We start from the raw sequence: 17,005 nt of genomic DNA on the forward strand, positions 1-17,005 counted from the left end.
TATATATTATAAAATGGGAACAAATTGTTCCCATTTTATAACATTTAAGAATGATGGTTATTTTTCTGTTTTTTGTTTATTGTCACTTAAAGTAAATGTTGCAATAAATAAAATGACAAATACTATTGCTGCTAGCACATAGAAAGTAGTTGAATATCCTGTTTTATCAAATAACTTACCTACAATCCATGACAATACAATAACACCTACATTTGATGAGATGTTAAATCCAACTAAGTATAGTGTGGATGATAGTCTCGCATCAAAGTTGGCTACAGCGTATTTAAATACCGCTAGAATAAATAGTGGTGTTTCAATTGCGTGGAAAAGTTTAACTAATGAAATTAGATAAACATTATCTAACGTTGCAGATAACGAGATTCGGCATACCATTACTAACGCTGCTGCTAGTAAAGCTTTTTTTGCACCAATTTTATTAATAAAATAGGGTACTAAAATCATACAAGCTGCTTCTAAAAAAACTTGGAAAGAATTTAAATATCCATAAACTTGATAGCCACTTTCTGGTTTATCAAAGAAGCTGGTATAGAAATTTGGGAATAGTTGCTGATCATATATGGTATAAAAGCTATTAGTACCGATTATAAAAAAGACAAATAACCAAAACTTTTTCATACCAAATAGTGAAAAAATTTCACTCATGGTAGGGATAGATGGTTTTTCCATGACGGCTTGTGTTTTACCGTTTGCCAAAGACTCTTGTTTAGGTTTGAAAACTAAATTGATGGTGAAATAGATAGCTGCAACGCCAGATGCCATCCAGAAGTTAATGTGGGGGTTAATGCCAAATAAAATACCAGCAACAAAAGTTGCAGCAGCATAACCAAATGATCCCCAGAATCTTGCTGGCCCAAATTCAAAACCAAATAGACGACTAATTCGCTCGATAAAAGAGTCAATCAAAGCACATCCAGAAATAAAACCAGCACTTAATACTGGGGCACCAATACAGACACCCAAAATAAAATCATTTCGAAGTAAAGGCTCATAGACATAAATTAAAAACGGGCCAATAAGTAACATGATAATACTTTGGAAGGTAATTACCGCTTTACCTATCTGCAATTTATCTTGGATAATGCCATAAAAAATCATAAAAAACATGGCTGCAGCAGAGTTAGCAGAATAAACAACCCCTAATTGTTCACCAGATAAACCAATTTGGCTTTTGAGCCAAATGGCATAAAAAGACCACCAAAGTGACCATGCTGCATAAAAGGTAACAAGATAGCCTGACGAGAACCAATAATTTCTATTTTGTATTATATCTATATTCATTTTCATTCTCTTTTTATGTTGAAGTTTAACGTTAACATGTTAATGTTAACATTATTGTCATAATTGGAATAAAATAGAAACAACCAATTATCATAAATGTTACTTTCCTCACACTTTTTATCATTTTTATTTGTGGTATCATCATACAAAGCTAAAATTTATTATTATTTTTAATGTGAGCAAAAGGATTCAACTATGGCTTCACTCAAGGATGTTGCTAGATTGGCATCAGTTTCATTGATGACGGTTTCTCGAGCAATCAATAATCCTGACAAACTCAATAAAGAAACATATAAAAAAGTGAAGAAAGCTATTGAGGAGCTTAATTATGTGCCGGATTTATCTGCACGAAAGATTCGAGGAGATAATTCTGGCCCTTATGCTATTGGTGTGCTGGCATTAGAAACGGCGACAACGCCATTCTCAGTTGAATTACTTCAAGCAATAGAAAAAACAGCTCAACAACATGGTTGGAATACGTTTATTGTTAATTTATTTGATGATAAAGATGCTGATCATGCGATTAATACTCTTTTATCTTATCGACCTAATGGTATTATTTATACAACAATGGGGTTAAGAAAAGTTCAACTGCCAGATAAATTGCTCGGTAAAAATGTGGTATTAGCAAACTGCATTAGTGATTCTGAGCAGCTTGCTTGTTACATCCCTGATGATTATTCTGGTCAATATCAAGCGATGCAGAATGTAATAAATAAGGGATATAAAAAACCATTATGTATCTATTTATCAGAAAATACTTTAGCGGGTAAAATTAGGCGTAAAGCTGCTGAGCAAGCATGGTTAGATGCTGGCAACGATTTAAACGATATCAAGAGTTATCATACTTTAATGTCACCTGCAAACCTTTCCCTAGAATATATGATGACGATAGAAATTTTGGCAAAACATTGTGTTAAAAAACCAGATTTTGATGTATTAATTTGTGGTAACGATAGAATTGCTTTTGTTGCTTATCAATTTTTACTTGGTAAAGGATTTCATATTCCCAACGATGTTGCGGTTCTTGGTTATGACAATATGGTTGGTACTGGTGAACTTTTTTATCCTTCACTGACTACTGTACAATTACCACATTATGAAATAGGTCAAAAAGCAGCTCTGCATATAATCAATAGTGAAAGTAAAAAAACTATCACTCACATACCATCACCATATTTAGAACGAGAATCTTTATAACAAAAAAACCACCTTAGTTGGTGGTTTTTTTATAAATTATTCATAAATTGATTTTAATTGCCAGCTATCTAATTTGGTAATTTTTGCTTGTCCATTTTCGGCAAATAAGTTAATTAACCTTTTTGCTGGTAATTTAGGATAAATACGACTTGAGAGGCTATATAAATCTTTATTTATGAAAACTTCGACTGATGATGCATCAACAAAAATATGTAATGTTAGTTTTTTGGTTTTTGGTAATGGCACACTTCGATAACCTTTTAAGTCAATTCCAGAAAGACTTCGGTCTAGAATGATGCGGTTAGCTTGCCGATCAATGTGCAATAAGGTTGCTTGCTTACCATCTGGTGTCGCAGCAAGTTGTAATCCAAAACGTTCAGCATTACTATTGACTAAATCAATTTCAACATTAATTTCACAACTAATTGATTCAATTTTGGTATTTTTTAATTCACTATTTAATTCAATATTAGTTAATGATTGTGGTTTTTCGCGAAGTGCCACAAGTTCTTTAATTGGTCGATTACGAACTCTATTTTGTCGATCTAGGATTAATTCGCGTGGTAAAGTAAATGCTCCCATCCATTTATCATGTTTACTTGGCATTTTTGATTCCCACATATCCATCCAACCAAACATAATACGACGACCATCTGCTGCGAGGAATGATTGTGGCGCATAAAAATCGTGACCAAAGTCCATCTCTTGGAATGATTTGATTATTGAAAATGGCTTACCTGGCTGCCAATCTCCAACGATATAGCCAGATTGGAATCGATTTCGATATTGATAACCTTTTGCTTGCATACCTTGTGGTGAGAACATTAATATCCATTTATCTCCTAATGGGAAAAAGTCTGGACATTCAAGCATATAAACATTCGAATCGATATCACTGATAAGAACTTGTTCAAACTTCCAATCTTTTAAATCAGTTGAACGATAAAGTAACACTTGACCAACATCATTGGTTTCTCGCTGACCAACTACCATCCACCATTTACCATTTTGTTTAAACACTTTAGGATCACGAAAATGCATAATCCCTTCTTTTGGTGTAAGTACAGTTCCATGTTTTTTAAAATTAATACCATCTTTACTTGTGGCAAGACATTGAGTTTCTCGGATATGTTCATCATTACCTTGACCATTTAACCATATATGGCCTGTGTAAATTAAGCTCAATTCGCCATTATTATCTACAGCTGAACCTGAAAAACACCCACTCTTGTCATAATCATGATCTGGCGCAATTGCAATTGGTAATCTTCGCCATGTAATAAGATCATCACTTACTGCATGTCCCCAGTGCATTGGTCCCCAATTCTCATTATAAGGATGGTGTTGATAGAAAGCATGATATTGTCCTTTATAATAGACTAAGCCATTTGGATCATTCATCCAACCAGCTTGAGGTGATAAATGGAAATGAGGATAATATTGCTTATTCATTTCTTTTTCTAATTTTTTTATAGCTTGGTTAGCTTTATCAATTGCATTTGTCATAACATTCCCTTCTTTTATCATGAGTTAGGTTAATACGATTACATACTACATTAATTTTTTTGTTAACGTTAACTTATAGTGAAATAAACGTTAAAATATGTGATGATAGTCACATATTTTTAACGTTAACAATGATTTTTTTTATAAATGATTTAGTTTATAGTTAATATTGATTATCAACACATCAGCTAATCAATGCTTAATGAATTAATTTGAGTATGCTGAGATAGTAATGACACACAAATTTAACCTATTAATAATATGAGTGACAAAATGAATAATACAAAAGTATGGTCTCTTGGTGATGCTGTTATTGATTTATTACCATTTGGTGAAATGAACTACCGAGCCTGTGCTGGAGGCGCTCCTGCAAATGTTGCTATTGGTATTGCTAAGTTAGGACTGCCCTCTGGTTTTATTGGTAGAGTTGGTAATGATCCATTTGGTCACTTCATGGAAAAGACTTTTTGTGAGCATCATGTTGATTGCCAAAGTCTTGAAAAGGATGAGGAGCATAGAACAAGCACTGTTGTTGTTGATTTAGGTGAAAATGGTGAACGAAGTTTTACCTTTCTTGTTTCACCTTCGGCCGATCAATTTTTGTCAGAACAAGCACTTCCTGATTTTAATCAAGATGTTCTTCATTTTTGTTCTTTAGCATTAGTTGGAACAACTTGTCGACAAACGCTCAAACAAGCTATTGAGAAACTCAGTGATAAAAATGGTTTAATTAGTTTTGATATCAATTTACGTGAACAAATGTGGCAAGATAAAAATGAAATGCGCACAATTATCACTCAATTCTGTCATGATGCTGACATTCTTAAACTCTCTGATGAAGAGTTGTTTTGGTTAACTGAGAGCCAAGATTGGCATGTAGCACTCGATAAATTGCAACAACATTATAATGCACCACTTAAGTTAGTTACCAAAGGTCGAGATGGTAGTATTGTGTTATGGCAAGGTAAAACTTTTACTTTTGACTCATTTCATGTCAATAGCATTGATACAACTGGAGCTGGAGATGCATTTGTTGCAGGATTACTTAGCAGTATTGCTTCATCAGGTATGCCTGAGGATAAATTAATGTTAGAAAGTATGATGACTATAGCCAGCGCATGCGGAGCACTAGCTACCACTAAAAAAGGTGCATTAACGGCATTACCAGACAGTGGTTTTTTACAATCATTTATTAGTGATAATCCTGCACTAATAGCGAAACAGATGGGATAGTAAAATGACTGAAAAGGAGAAAATGTTAACAGGTTTACTTTATAATCCTTGTATTAATGAGCTTGAAAAAGAGCGAATTTATGCACAAGATCTCTGCTTTCAGTTAAACCAACTATCACCTTCAGCAGTGGATAAACGGCAACAACTTTTTAGAAAGCTATTAGGTAAAACACCGAAGCAATTTACAATTATGCCCGGTTTTCAATGTGATTATGGCTACAATGTTGAAATTGGAGAGAATTTTTTTGCTAATTTTAACTGCATCATGCTTGATGCGGCCAAAATTACATTCGGAGATAATGTCCTTGTTGCACCCAATTGTGGTTTTTATACCTCAGGTCACCCACTTGATAGCCAAATACGCAACAGTGGGCTTGAGTTTGCCAAACCGATTACGATCGGTAATAACGTTTGGATTGGTGGTAACGTAATTGTACTACCCAATGTGACTATCGGCGATAATACGGTTATTGCAGCTGGCAGTATTGTAGATCGAGATATTCCTTCAAATGTCGTTGCCATGGGTACGCCATGCCGAGTGTATAAAACACTTTAATGCCATTTAAACTATCTGTTTGCTACATTGTGCTCTAGCCCATGCATCAATGGTGAACACATCATCAATAGTGGCAGGTTCCGGAAAATTAAGTTGATCTAACGTGGTTGCAACCTGTTTGGCAATATCCATAAAACCAATTTTATGTTGTAAAAATGCTTCAACTGCCACTTCGTTGGCAGCGTTAAGCGCTGTTGTTGCCGCTTGCCCTTCACCAGAAGCCTCAATGGCTAATTTTAAGCATGGATAGCGAATAAAATCGGGTTGATTGAAGGTTAATGATGAGATTTGAGTAAAATCTAAAGCAGGTACACCGGATGAAATACGTAATGGATAAGACATTGAATAAGCAATTGGCGTACACATATCTGGCACGCCTAATTCTGCAATAATACTGCCATCTAGATAACGTACCATCGAGTGAATAATCGATTGAGGATGTACAATAATCTCCATTTGTTCAGAACTTGCATTAAACAACCAACGAGCTTCAATATATTCCAAGCCTTTATTCATCATCGTTGCCGAATCAACAGAAATCTTTTTACCCATTGACCAGTTAGGATGTAAAGTCGCTTGCGCAGGCGTGACTGAAGTTAATTGATTTAACTGTAGCTCCCGAAAAGGTCCGCCAGATCCGGTTAACACAATTTTGGCGATACCATGATCAGTCAGATTAGCAAATCCAAGATCATGCTGCACTGCGGTAGGTAAACTTTGAAAGATCGCATTATGTTCACTATCGACCGGCAGTAGCTCGGCGCCATATTGCTTCACCGCTTGCATAAATAAATGCCCACAAGTGACTAATGACTCTTTATTAGCTAGTAAAATGCGTTTACCTTTTTTAATTGCAGCAAGAGTCGGCCTTAATCCCGCAGCACCAACAATTGCAGCCATAACTTGGTTAACTTCGGGAAGCTGTGCTAAATCACACATTGCTTGCTCACCACTCAGTACTTCTATATTCAATTTTAGATTGGCTAAATTTGCTTTAAGCTGCTGCGCTGCTTGTTTGCTCGCCATAGCAACATATTTTGGTTTAAACTCCTGACACTGCTCTGTCATTTTTGCAACATTAGCGCCACCTACTAGCACATAAGCTTTGTATAAAGTTGGATTTTGCCGAATGACGGCTAACGTGCTACAGCCGATCGATCCTGTTGAACCTAAAATTGCGATATTTTTCATAATTAATAAATTAAACCAATGTTATTTTCTTCAAAGTAAGCGACGTAGCCTAAATCCGGTGCTCTATCGGTCATCACCAAATTAAACTGATCAAGGTTACAAATAAAAGCCGGTTTAACTTGATTAAACTTAGTATGATCGGCAATTAAAATATTTTGATTAGATTTTTTCATCGCCTGATGCTTCATATTCAGTTCATCAAAATGATAACAAGTTGCACCTTGAGTGAGATCAATACCCGCTGCCGAAATAAAAGCTTTATTTGGACAGATAAAATCGATCGGATTATGGGAACTAATATTGGTAAAAATTGCATTATTAAGCTGATATTGCCCACCGCATAAAATGATTTTACATTTTGGTTTGTTTTGTAACGCTAGAAAAGCATTGAGTGAATAGCAGATTGCAGTAAAAGCAATATCATCACTAATTTCATCAATGATAAATTGCATGGTTGTACCGCAATCAAAAAAAATAGTATCGTTCTCATCAACAAATTGGCTAACTAGTTTGCCGATATAACGCTTTTCATCTACATGTTTATCTTTTTGATCTGAAACAAAATATTGCGATATGGTATGGCGTGCTTGGTTAACAATATAACCGCCTAAAACAGCTAAACATGATGATTGATTGCTAAGATCTCGACGAATTGTCATTTCAGAAACAGCAAGCATTTGCGCTGCTTGCTTTAAATGAATTTTATCGGTAATTTTTAATTGCTCAATAAGTACATTAATTCTTTTTTGCGGTTGCGTTTCCATTGCCATTCCATAAATAGCAATAAGCTACTATACAGTAGCTTATAAAAGGATGAATTAATAGCCGCTAGATGATGCGTTATCGCCTGATACAATTGCAATACCAGCACTAGCGCCTAACCGTGTTGCACCAGCTTGAACCATTTTTTCAGCAGTTTGACGATCTCTAATGCCACCTGATGCTTTGACACCCATTTTATCACCGACTGTTTCGCGCATCAATTTAACATCTTCAACTGTTGCTCCTGATAAGCTAAATCCAGTTGAAGTTTTAACAAAAGCAACGCCAATTTCTTTACAAATTGTACAAACTGTAACGATTTCTTCTTTAGTTAATAAGCAAGTTTCTAAAATAACTTTTAACGGCACTGAACCACAAGCATTAAATACCGCTTGAATATCTTCTTTAACGGCCGTTAAATCATTGCTTTTTAGCCAGCCGACATTGATAACCATATCGATCTCTTCTGCACCAGCTTTGACTGCCATTTCAGTCTCAAATGCTTTAGCTGAAGTCAGCATAGCACCTAAAGGAAAGCCAACGACTGAACAAACCTTTACATCGCTACCTTTAAGCAAGCTAGCGACTAAAGGCACATAGCCTGAATTAACACATACAGAATAGAAATGATACTGCTTTGCTTCTTCACAAAGTTTACGTATTTGATCTTCTGTGGCATTCATCGCCAGTAAAGTATGATCAATATACTTTGCATAATCCATAATGATGTCCTTTAATTTTTGTTAGTAATGTCTAGTAAATGATTTTAGTATTAAGTAAATGATGTTATAAAAATAACATATATAGCCCTATAATGTTATTTCCGTAACATTATATACTTAAATTTTGATAATTAAAAACTAAACTATTTAATAAACTTAAACAATTGAATCAAACCAGACTGGAAACCATGATTTTGACAAACTTGATTATTTTTAGTGGCTAATAATGCGCTAATACGGACACATTGTTTACCCTTTAATTTTGCATAAGCGCATTATCTTCATTGAGCAACTGTAGATAAACTCAGTTAGACTTTATATCGCTTAAATAGAAGGATAGCTGTTTATTTTATTGAGTGATTTTTTATTTTTGATCTATTCGCTTACTGATAAAACTAATATTTTGTATTTTTCAGAGGTAATTAAATGATTGATAGTTGATTGGTAAAAATCAAAAAAACCTAGTTTTATCAACTAGGCTTTTTAGCCAAGAGATTAAAATTCCATTAACTCTTTTTCTTTATCTGCAAGCACTGCATCTAATTTTTTGATAGCTGCATCTGTTGCTTTTTGAATTAAATCTTGTGATTTACGTTCATCATCTTCTGAGATTTCTTTATCTTTTAACAAAGCTTTGATTTGATCGTTAGCATCACGACGAATATTTCGAATTGACACACGACCTTGTTCTGCTTCATTACGTACTATTTTAGTTAAATCACGACGACGTTCTTCAGTTAATGGTGGTAGAGGTACTCGAATAACTGTCCCTGCTGAAGCAGGATTAAGTCCTAAATCAGAGGTTAAAACTGCCTTTTCAATCATTGGCGTTAATGATTTATCAAATACCGTAATGGCTAGAGTTCTTGCATCTTCAGCAACAACGTTAGCTAGCTGACGCAGTGGTGTAGGACTACCGTAGTATTCAACCATAATACCGTCTAATAAGCTTGGTGAAGCACGTCCAGTTCTGACTTTAGAAATATGATTTTGAAACGCTTCAATACTTTTTTCCATGCGCGTTTGCGCTTCTTTTTGAATCTCATTTAGCATAATAAAAACCTTTTTAAATAATTAAGACTAACAGCTCACTGTAGTCTGATTATTGATTAATGTTCCCTCTTGCTCGCCTAAAATGACACGACGTAATGCACCAGGTTTATTCATATTAAAAACACAAATTGGTAGATTATGATCTCGTGCTAATGTAAATGCGGCTAAATCCATGACTTTTAATTCATCGTCCAACACTTTCTCATAGTTAAGTGTTTTATATAGTGTAGCATTGGGATTTTTTACTGGATCGGCAGAATAAACACCATCAACTTTGGTTGCTTTTAAAACGACATCTGCTTCAATTTCAATACCACGTAAACAAGCCGCAGAGTCAGTTGTGAAAAATGGGTTGCCTGTTCCTGCAGAAAGAATAACGACTTTGCCATGTTTAAGCAAGCTAATTGCTTCAGTCCAGCGATAATCGTCGCAAACTCCGTTTAATGGGATTGCCGACATCAAACGTGCATTAACTTCAATTCGGTGCAAAGCATCACGCATGGCAAGGCCATTCATAACTGTTGCTAGCATCCCCATATGGTCACCAACAACACGGTTCATACCCGCTTTAGCAAGTCCTGCACCACGAAATAGGTTACCACCTCCGATAACAACAGCAACCTGAACTTCCATGTCGATAAGTTCTTTAATTTCTTGTGCCATACGATCAAGAACGGTTGGATCAATACCAAAACCTTCATCACCTTGTAATGCTTCACCACTGAGTTTAAGAAGGATACGTTTATAGAAAGGGGTTACCATATGAAATCTCACTATATTTTATTACTTAAAAATCTAGAATAACTAGCTGGCAATCATTTTAAAATATTTTGCAGATAAACAAAACCGCCATTACGGCGGTTTCGATAAAAACAATTAAGATTGTTTTGATATCGCAGCAACCTCGGCTGCAAAGTCAACTTCGACTTTTTCGATACCTTCACCCACTTCGAAGCGGATAAATGTTGCAATTGTTGCTTTTTTCTCAGCAAGTAAATCACCAACTGTTTTACTTGGATCCATTACAAATGGTTGACCAGTAAGTGATACTTCACCTGTGAATTTACGCATACGGCCTTCAACCATTTTTTCTGCGATTTCACGAGGTTTACCTGATTGCATTGCAATATCGATTTGAATATTACGTTCATGTTCAACCACATCAGCAGGTACATCACTTGGGTCAACATATTCTGGTTTGCTTGCTGCAATGTGCATTGCAATGTGTTTAACTAATTCCTCATCACAACCATTATTAGCTGCAACTAAAACGCCAATGCGCGCGCCGTGTTGATAACTACCAACTACATCACCAGCAATTTCTTTAATACGACGGATGCCAATATTCTCACCAATTTTAGCTACTAGTGCAGTACGTTCTTCTTCAAATTTTGCTTGTAGCGTTGCAAGATCAGTGATTCGATCATTTAAAGCTGCTGTTGCTACTTTTTCACTAAATGCTAAGAATCCAGCATCTTTAGCTACGAAGTCAGTTTCACAGTTGATTTCTAAAATAACACCTACTTTTTTATCAGCAGAAATTTTTGAAATGATTACACCTTCAGCTGCAACACGACCAGCTTTTTTAGCTGCTTTTGCTTGACCTGATTTACGCATGTTGTCGATAGCAAGATCGATATCACCATTTGCTTCAACTAATGCTTTCTTACATTCCATCATACCTGCGCCAGTTCTTTCACGCAGTTCTTTTACCATAGAAGCGGTAACTTCAGCCATTTTTAAATCCTCTATTTAACCATTTTGATGATTTTCATTAGAATGGGTCGATGATATTATCGACCCTGAAAATATTTGAGTTTATTACTCTGCTGCTGGAGCTTCTTCAACAAAGCTTTCTTCAGATACTGGAGATTGATTTTGTTCACGACCAGAACGAACTGCTTCAGCAACCGCATTTGCATATAATTGTATTGCACGGATCGCATCATCATTACCAGGAACGATGTAATCAATACCATCTGGATCTGAATTAGTATCAACAACAGCAATGACTGGAATACCTAAATTGTTAGCTTCTTTGATTGCGATATGTTCATGGTCTGCACCAATTACAAAAATCACATCGGGTAAGCCACCCATATTTTTAATTCCACCCAAGCTATTTTCTAATTTAGCCATTTCACGAGCACGCATAAGTGCTTCTTTTTTGGTTAATTTATCAAATGTACCATCATTAGCTTGTGTTTCTAAATCTTTAAGACGTTTGATTGATTGACGTACTGTTTTCCAGTTAGTCAACATACCACCTAACCAGCGGTGATTAACGTAATATTGTCCACAGCTTTCAGCTGCTTGTTTAATTGCTTCACTTGCAGCACGTTTTGTACCAACAAATAAAATTTTACCTTTACGCGCAGCAATCTTGTTTAATTCAGCTAATGCTTCATTGAACATAGGTACTGTTTTTTCAAGATTGATGATGTGTACTTTGTTGCGTGCACCAAAAATAAATGGTTTCATTTTTGGATTCCAATAACGAGTTTGGTGTCCAAAGTGTACACCTGCTTGTAACATATCGCGCATTGATACTGTAGTCATGATTTCCTCATTTTGACGTTGGGGTTATGCCTCCACATATCCGCTTTATCCGACCTTTATACACAAAGTAAAAGGCACCCCGGAAAAGAGTAATGATATGTGTGTGTTATAACGTTAATTAAGTTTTAAATTTGTGCTTTATTTCACAAATATTTTTGAAAAATGAATGTGAAAAGTAGCGCGCGTTTTATACCATATTTAACTGAGAATTGCTAGTTTTTTCTTACGTAAAAAGAATAATGCATATTTTTTAGAAAAAAATAATATTAGTGAAGAATAAAAACTTTATAAAATCAATAACCGTGCAGAGTGGTTTTAAAGATTATCAATAAGGCAATTGTTGTTCTTATTGATGAATTAGATATATCGTTTGAACCTGTAGAGGAAATAATAAATAAACTTCAAAAAATGATTTATCACCTAATGTAAAATAGGTGTGAAGTATGGACAATTCAAATGTTGCTACGCAGCATTTTAATGCTTTACATATGGTAAATGTTTATACAGCTTCCCATCGTAAAACTTTTCTATTCCCCAAAGTGATTGAAAAATATTAATTATCTATTTCGTTAAAAGCTATAAGTAATAAACAAGCTAAAATTTTCGATCAAGATAAAACTCAACATTATTGTGTAAATTATATATAAGGTATTTTGTCTACTAAAAGATACTCAAAAAGTATTAAACGAACGTAGATGTTTTTATTTGTGTGTGAATTGATTTATATTGTAAAACCATTAAATAATTTTTTGTTATTAAATGGTTTTAACAAAGGTTTAACTAAAGATGTTTTTTCATTAGTTTATATAAAAAGTTGAATATTGATTAATACAATTACGCTTTTTTAACAAAACAAGCTTTCAGCATTACTTTCATTCCATCAACCTTACAATCGATTTCGTGATCGCCGTCTACAAGACGAATGCCTTTAGCTTTAGCTCCTTTTTTGAGAACAGTTGATGAACCTTTTAATTTTAGATCTTTTATTAAAATAATATCATCACCATCAACAAGTGTATTGCCATTACTATCTTTAACTTGTAATTCATCATTGGTTGAGGTTTCTTGATTTGGATCCCATTCATGTGCACATTCAGGGCAAACATAAAATGTGCCATCATGGTAAGTATGTTCTGATTGGCAAACAGGGCAATTAGGTATCGATTCCATAGCTTTTCATTATTCCACGTTAAATAAAATAGTGATTACTATAGCAAAAAAAGGCTGTTTAGTCATTGTATTCTCTTTTTAAGAGGTGGTTATGCCAAATTTATTATTTTTTTCAATTGCACACTGCAATATAATTGAGGTCATTTTTTATAACATTTTGTTTGGCTTTTTTTAGTGTATTTTTATCCATATCTATGCCGATAATATGACAAAAATAAATAAAATGCAGTTTGGATAAAAAAGTGGTCAACGACTATAACTTATTTAATTAACATTGAGAACAATAAAAAAAGGTGCACATAGTGCACCTTCTTTTCTTGAGCTGATTAAGCTTAAATTATTTAATAACTTTAGCAACAACACCAGCACCAACAGTACGACCACCTTCACGGATAGCGAAACGTAAGCCGTCTGCCATTGCGATTGGGTGAATTAATGATACTGTCATTTTGATGTTATCACCTGGCATTACCATTTCTACGCCTTCTGGTAATTCAATAGTACCAGTTACGTCAGTTGTACGGAAGTAGAACTGTGGACGGTAGCCTTTGAAGAATGGAGTATGACGACCACCTTCATCTTTGCTTAAGATATATACTTCTGATTCAAAATCTGTATGTGGTGTGATTGAACCTGGTTTTGCTAATACTTGACCACGTTCGATTTCTTCACGTTTTGTACCACGTAGTAATACACCTACGTTCTCACCAGCACGACCTTCGTCTAGTAATTTACGGAACATTTCAACGCCAGTACAAGTTGTTTTTGTGGTTGGTTTGATACCAACGATTTCAACTTCTTCACCAACTTTGATTACACCACGTTCTACACGACCTGTTACCACTGTACCACGTCCTGAAATTGAGAACACGTCTTCAATTGGAAGTAGGAATGGTTTATCGATATCACGCTCTGGTTCCGGAATGTAGCTGTCTAAAGCTTCAGCTAATTCAACAATTTTTTCTTCCCATGCTGCATCGCCTTCTAACGCTTTTAACGCTGAACCACGAATTACTGGAGTGTCATCACCTGGGAAATCGTATTGAGATAGAAGTTCACGTACTTCCATTTCAACTAATTCTAATAATTCTTCATCATCAACCATATCGCATTTATTTAAGAATACGATGATGTAAGGAACACCTACTTGACGACCTAAAAGGATGTGTTCACGAGTTTGTGGCATAGGACCATCAGTTGCTGCTACTACTAAAATAGCACCGTCCATTTGTGCTGCACCAGTGATCATGTTTTTAACATAGTCAGCATGGCCCGGACAGTCTACGTGTGCGTAGTGACGAGTTGGTGTATCGTATTCAACGTGTGAAGTATTGATGGTGATACCACGTGCTTTTTCTTCTGGTGCATTATCGATTTGATCGAATGCGCGAGCTTGACCGCCGTATTTTTTAGAAAGTACAGAAGTAATAGCTGCTGTTAAAGTTGTTTTACCATGGTCAACGTGGCCGATTGTACCAACGTTAACGTGGGGTTTTGTACGTTCAAATTTTTCTTTAGACATCTTAATGTTCCTTTATTAAATCACTTCCCTAATTTTGTAGGGAAGTGTTACTTTATTTATATAAATAATTATTTCGCTTTACGAGCTTCAATAATTGCTGTTACGATGTTTGAAGGTGCTTCGTTATACTTCAAGAACTCCATAGAGTAAGAAGCACGACCTTGTGTTTGTGAACGAAGGTCTGTCGCATAACCAAACATTTCAGAAAGTGGAACTTGTGCTTTAACTGTTTTACCAGTTGCAGTATCTTCCATACCTTCGATCATACCACGACGACGGTTTAAGTCACCGATAACGTCACCCATATAATCTTCAGGGGTTTCAACTTCTACTTTCATAATTGGTTCTAAAAGCACAGGTTTAGCTTTCATGAAGCCTTCTTTAAATGCCATTGATGCGGCAAGTTTAAAGGCAATTTCGGATGAGTCGACATCATGGTAAGAACCAAAATGTAAACGCACACCAAGATCCACTACCGGATAGCCAGCTAAAGGACCTGATTTCAATTGCTCTTGGATACCTTTATCAACAGCAGGAATAAATTCACCAGGAATTACCCCACCTTTGATTTCGTTAACAAATTCGTAACCAGCACCACCCGCTTCTAATGGATACAAGTCGATAACAACATGACCGTATTGACCACGACCACCAGATTGTTTTGCATGTTTACCTTCGATATCTTTAACTGTTGTACGAATTGTTTCACGGTAAGCAACTTGTGGTTTACCGACATTCGCTTCAACGTTAAATTCACGTTTCATACGGTCTACGATGATTTCAAGATGTAATTCACCCATACCAGCAATGATAGTTTGGTTTGATTCTTCATCAGTCCATACACGGAATGATGGATCTTCTTTTGCCAAACGACCTAAAGCAATACCCATTTTTTCTTGGTCAGCTTTAGTTTTAGGTTCTACTGCAACCGAGATAACCGGCTCAGGGAATTCCATTCTTTCAAGAATAATTGGTGAATTTTCAGCACAAAGCGTATCACCAGTTGTGACATCTTTAAGACCGATTGCTGCTGCAATGTCACCCGCACGAACTTCTTTGATTTCTTCACGTTTGTTCGCATGCATCTGTACGATACGACCAAAGCGTTCTTTACGATCTTTAACTGAGTTAAGAACTGAGTCACCAGAGTTAACTACACCAGAGTAAACGCGGAAGAAGGTTAAGTTACCAACAAATGGGTCAGTTGCAATTTTAAATGCAAGTGCAGCAAATGGTTCATCATCACTTGAATGACGTTCTGCTGGTTCACCATTTTGTAATTCACCTTTAATCGCAGGGACATCAGTTGGAGCAGGTAGATACTCAATAACTGCGTCAAGCATGAACTGAACGCCTTTATTTTTAAATGCACTACCACATGTTACCAAGATGATTTCGTTAGCAAGTACGCGTTCACGTAGTGCTTTTTTAACTTCTTCTTCAGTTAACTCATCACCACCTAGGTATTTTTCCATTAACTCTTCGTTAGCTTCTGCTGCAGCTTCGATTAAGTTTGCACGCCATTCTTCAACTTGCTCAACCATGTCAGCTGGCACATCTTCATAAGTAAAGGTTGTACCTTGGTCTGCATCATTCCAGTTAATTGCTTTACGTTTAAGTAAATCAACAACACCAGTAAAGCCTTCTTCAGCACCGATTGGTAATACTAATGGAACAGGCACTGCCGCTAAACGTGTTTTGATTTGTTCAACTACACGTAAGAAGTTAGCACCCATACGGTCCATTTTGTTTACAAATGCGATACGAGGAACTTTATATTTGTTAGCTTGGCGCCATACTGTTTCTGATTGAGGTTGAACACCACCAACCGCACAGTAAACCATTACTGCACCATCAAGAACACGCATAGAACGTTCAACTTCGATTGTGAAGTCAACGTGTCCCGGGGTGTCGATGATATTGATACGGTGTGGTTCAAATTGTTGTCCCATACCTGACCAGAATGCAGTTGTCGCTGCTGAAGTGATAGTAATACCACGTTCTTGTTCTTGTTCCATCCAGTCCATGGTAGCTGCGCCATCATGAACCTCACCAATTTTGTGACTTACACCAGTATAAAACAAAATACGTTCGGTAGTTGTTGTTTTACCTGCGTCAATATGTGCACTGATACCGATATTACGGTAGCGTGCTATAGGGGTTGTACGAGCCATATTAATCCTCTATTTAGAATCGTTTGCTTAATAAAATATCATTTAGGTTGACTGACAG

Annotated in this window: 15 protein-coding genes; 3 read left to right on the forward strand and 12 right to left on the reverse strand. The window is 35.8% G+C overall.

The genetic code is table 11. From position 1 onward, the window contains the following. Positions 1–57: 57 nt before the first annotated feature. Positions 58–1,299 carry an oligosaccharide MFS transporter gene (locus tag J3U27_RS04530; RefSeq protein ID WP_218059968.1) on the reverse strand — a complete coding sequence of 414 codons (1,242 nt, stop codon included), beginning with the start codon at positions 1,297–1,299 and terminating at the stop codon, positions 58–60. Between the two features lie 195 nt (positions 1,300–1,494). Here J3U27_RS04530 and J3U27_RS04535 point away from each other — a divergent pair, with 195 nt between their 5' ends. Next, positions 1,495–2,499 carry a LacI family DNA-binding transcriptional regulator gene (locus tag J3U27_RS04535; RefSeq protein ID WP_065733694.1) on the forward strand — a complete coding sequence of 335 codons (1,005 nt, stop codon included), beginning with the start codon at positions 1,495–1,497 and terminating at the stop codon, positions 2,497–2,499. 36 nt (positions 2,500–2,535) lie between these two features. Here the strand turns inward: J3U27_RS04535 and J3U27_RS04540 are convergent, their stop codons facing one another. Beyond that, complete coding sequence (locus J3U27_RS04540; protein ID WP_267376939.1) at positions 2,536–4,005, reverse strand: glycoside hydrolase family 32 protein; 1,470 nt, start codon at positions 4,003–4,005, stop codon at positions 2,536–2,538. A gap of 273 nt (positions 4,006–4,278) precedes the next feature. Between J3U27_RS04540 and J3U27_RS04545 the strand changes: the two genes are divergently transcribed. Next, complete coding sequence (locus tag J3U27_RS04545; protein ID WP_267376940.1) at positions 4,279–5,238, forward strand: aminoimidazole riboside kinase; 960 nt, start codon at positions 4,279–4,281, stop codon at positions 5,236–5,238. A gap of 4 nt (positions 5,239–5,242) precedes the next feature. Continuing rightward, positions 5,243–5,794 carry a sugar O-acetyltransferase gene (locus tag J3U27_RS04550; protein ID WP_267342338.1) on the forward strand — a complete coding sequence of 184 codons (552 nt, stop codon included), beginning with the start codon at positions 5,243–5,245 and terminating at the stop codon, positions 5,792–5,794. Between the two features lie 6 nt (positions 5,795–5,800). On the opposite strand, the gene ispC is transcribed toward J3U27_RS04550, so the two are convergent. The 10 genes from ispC to fusA form a co-directional block, all read right to left on the reverse strand. Further along, entirely contained in the window at positions 5,801–6,985 is a 1,185-nt protein-coding gene (gene ispC, locus J3U27_RS04555; protein WP_267376941.1) for a 1-deoxy-D-xylulose-5-phosphate reductoisomerase, read from the reverse strand. Between the two features lie 2 nt (positions 6,986–6,987). Further along, positions 6,988–7,749 (reverse strand): DNA-binding transcriptional repressor DeoR, encoded by a 762-nt coding sequence (deoR, locus tag J3U27_RS04560; RefSeq protein WP_267376942.1) that lies wholly within the window; start codon positions 7,747–7,749, stop codon positions 6,988–6,990. A 54-nt stretch (positions 7,750–7,803) separates the two neighbouring features. Then, positions 7,804–8,469, reverse strand: coding sequence for a deoxyribose-phosphate aldolase (deoC, locus tag J3U27_RS04565; protein ID WP_267341059.1), 666 nt, complete (start codon positions 8,467–8,469; stop codon positions 7,804–7,806). A 495-nt stretch (positions 8,470–8,964) separates the two neighbouring features. Continuing rightward, complete coding sequence (frr, locus tag J3U27_RS04570; protein ID WP_065562696.1) at positions 8,965–9,522, reverse strand: ribosome recycling factor; 558 nt, start codon at positions 9,520–9,522, stop codon at positions 8,965–8,967. 27 nt (positions 9,523–9,549) lie between these two features. Further along, positions 9,550–10,284, reverse strand: a complete 735-nt coding sequence (gene pyrH / locus J3U27_RS04575; protein ID WP_065562695.1) for a UMP kinase — start codon at positions 10,282–10,284, stop codon at positions 9,550–9,552. Between the two features lie 114 nt (positions 10,285–10,398). Next, entirely contained in the window at positions 10,399–11,259 is an 861-nt protein-coding gene (gene tsf, locus J3U27_RS04580; protein WP_267330774.1) for a translation elongation factor Ts, read from the reverse strand. 84 nt (positions 11,260–11,343) lie between these two features. Then, on the reverse strand, positions 11,344–12,081 hold the full coding sequence (rpsB, locus tag J3U27_RS04585; protein WP_034882419.1) for a 30S ribosomal protein S2: 738 nt from the start codon (positions 12,079–12,081) through the stop codon (positions 11,344–11,346). Between the two features lie 834 nt (positions 12,082–12,915). Continuing rightward, a complete protein-coding gene (locus J3U27_RS04590) occupies positions 12,916–13,251 on the reverse strand; it encodes a zinc ribbon domain-containing protein YjdM (RefSeq protein WP_065733703.1) in 336 nt (111 codons plus the stop codon). 337 nt (positions 13,252–13,588) lie between these two features. Then, positions 13,589–14,773 carry an elongation factor Tu gene (gene tuf / locus J3U27_RS04595; RefSeq protein WP_065733704.1) on the reverse strand — a complete coding sequence of 395 codons (1,185 nt, stop codon included), beginning with the start codon at positions 14,771–14,773 and terminating at the stop codon, positions 13,589–13,591. A 68-nt stretch (positions 14,774–14,841) separates the two neighbouring features. After that, a complete protein-coding gene (gene fusA, locus J3U27_RS04600) occupies positions 14,842–16,947 on the reverse strand; it encodes an elongation factor G (RefSeq protein ID WP_065562791.1) in 2,106 nt (701 codons plus the stop codon). Between the last annotated feature and the right edge of the window lie 58 nt (positions 16,948–17,005).

The organism is Gilliamella sp. B2911, from assembly GCF_026536965.1.
Lineage (GTDB): Bacteria > Pseudomonadota > Gammaproteobacteria > Enterobacterales > Orbaceae > Gilliamella > Gilliamella apicola_E.

Bases quoted from the DNA above. Each gene is read 5' to 3' on its own strand.
- J3U27_RS04530 (WP_218059968.1), bottom strand. From the start codon at position 1,299: ATGAATATAGATATAATACAAAATAGAAATTATTGGTTCTCGTCAGGC.
- J3U27_RS04535 (WP_065733694.1), top strand. From the start codon at position 1,495: ATGGCTTCACTCAAGGATGTTGCTAGATTGGCATCAGTTTCATTGATG.
- J3U27_RS04540 (WP_267376939.1), bottom strand. From the start codon at position 4,005: ATGACAAATGCAATTGATAAAGCTAACCAAGCTATAAAAAAATTAGAA.
- J3U27_RS04545 (WP_267376940.1), top strand. From the start codon at position 4,279: ATGAATAATACAAAAGTATGGTCTCTTGGTGATGCTGTTATTGATTTA.
- J3U27_RS04550 (WP_267342338.1), top strand. From the start codon at position 5,243: ATGACTGAAAAGGAGAAAATGTTAACAGGTTTACTTTATAATCCTTGT.
- ispC (WP_267376941.1), bottom strand. From the start codon at position 6,985: ATGAAAAATATCGCAATTTTAGGTTCAACAGGATCGATCGGCTGTAGC.
- deoR (WP_267376942.1), bottom strand. From the start codon at position 7,749: ATGGAAACGCAACCGCAAAAAAGAATTAATGTACTTATTGAGCAATTA.
- deoC (WP_267341059.1), bottom strand. From the start codon at position 8,469: ATGGATTATGCAAAGTATATTGATCATACTTTACTGGCGATGAATGCC.
- frr (WP_065562696.1), bottom strand. From the start codon at position 9,522: ATGCTAAATGAGATTCAAAAAGAAGCGCAAACGCGCATGGAAAAAAGT.
- pyrH (WP_065562695.1), bottom strand. From the start codon at position 10,284: ATGGTAACCCCTTTCTATAAACGTATCCTTCTTAAACTCAGTGGTGAA.
- tsf (WP_267330774.1), bottom strand. From the start codon at position 11,259: ATGGCTGAAGTTACCGCTTCTATGGTAAAAGAACTGCGTGAAAGAACT.
- rpsB (WP_034882419.1), bottom strand. From the start codon at position 12,081: ATGACTACAGTATCAATGCGCGATATGTTACAAGCAGGTGTACACTTT.
- J3U27_RS04590 (WP_065733703.1), bottom strand. From the start codon at position 13,251: ATGGAATCGATACCTAATTGCCCTGTTTGCCAATCAGAACATACTTAC.
- tuf (WP_065733704.1), bottom strand. From the start codon at position 14,773: ATGTCTAAAGAAAAATTTGAACGTACAAAACCCCACGTTAACGTTGGT.
- fusA (WP_065562791.1), bottom strand. From the start codon at position 16,947: ATGGCTCGTACAACCCCTATAGCACGCTACCGTAATATCGGTATCAGT.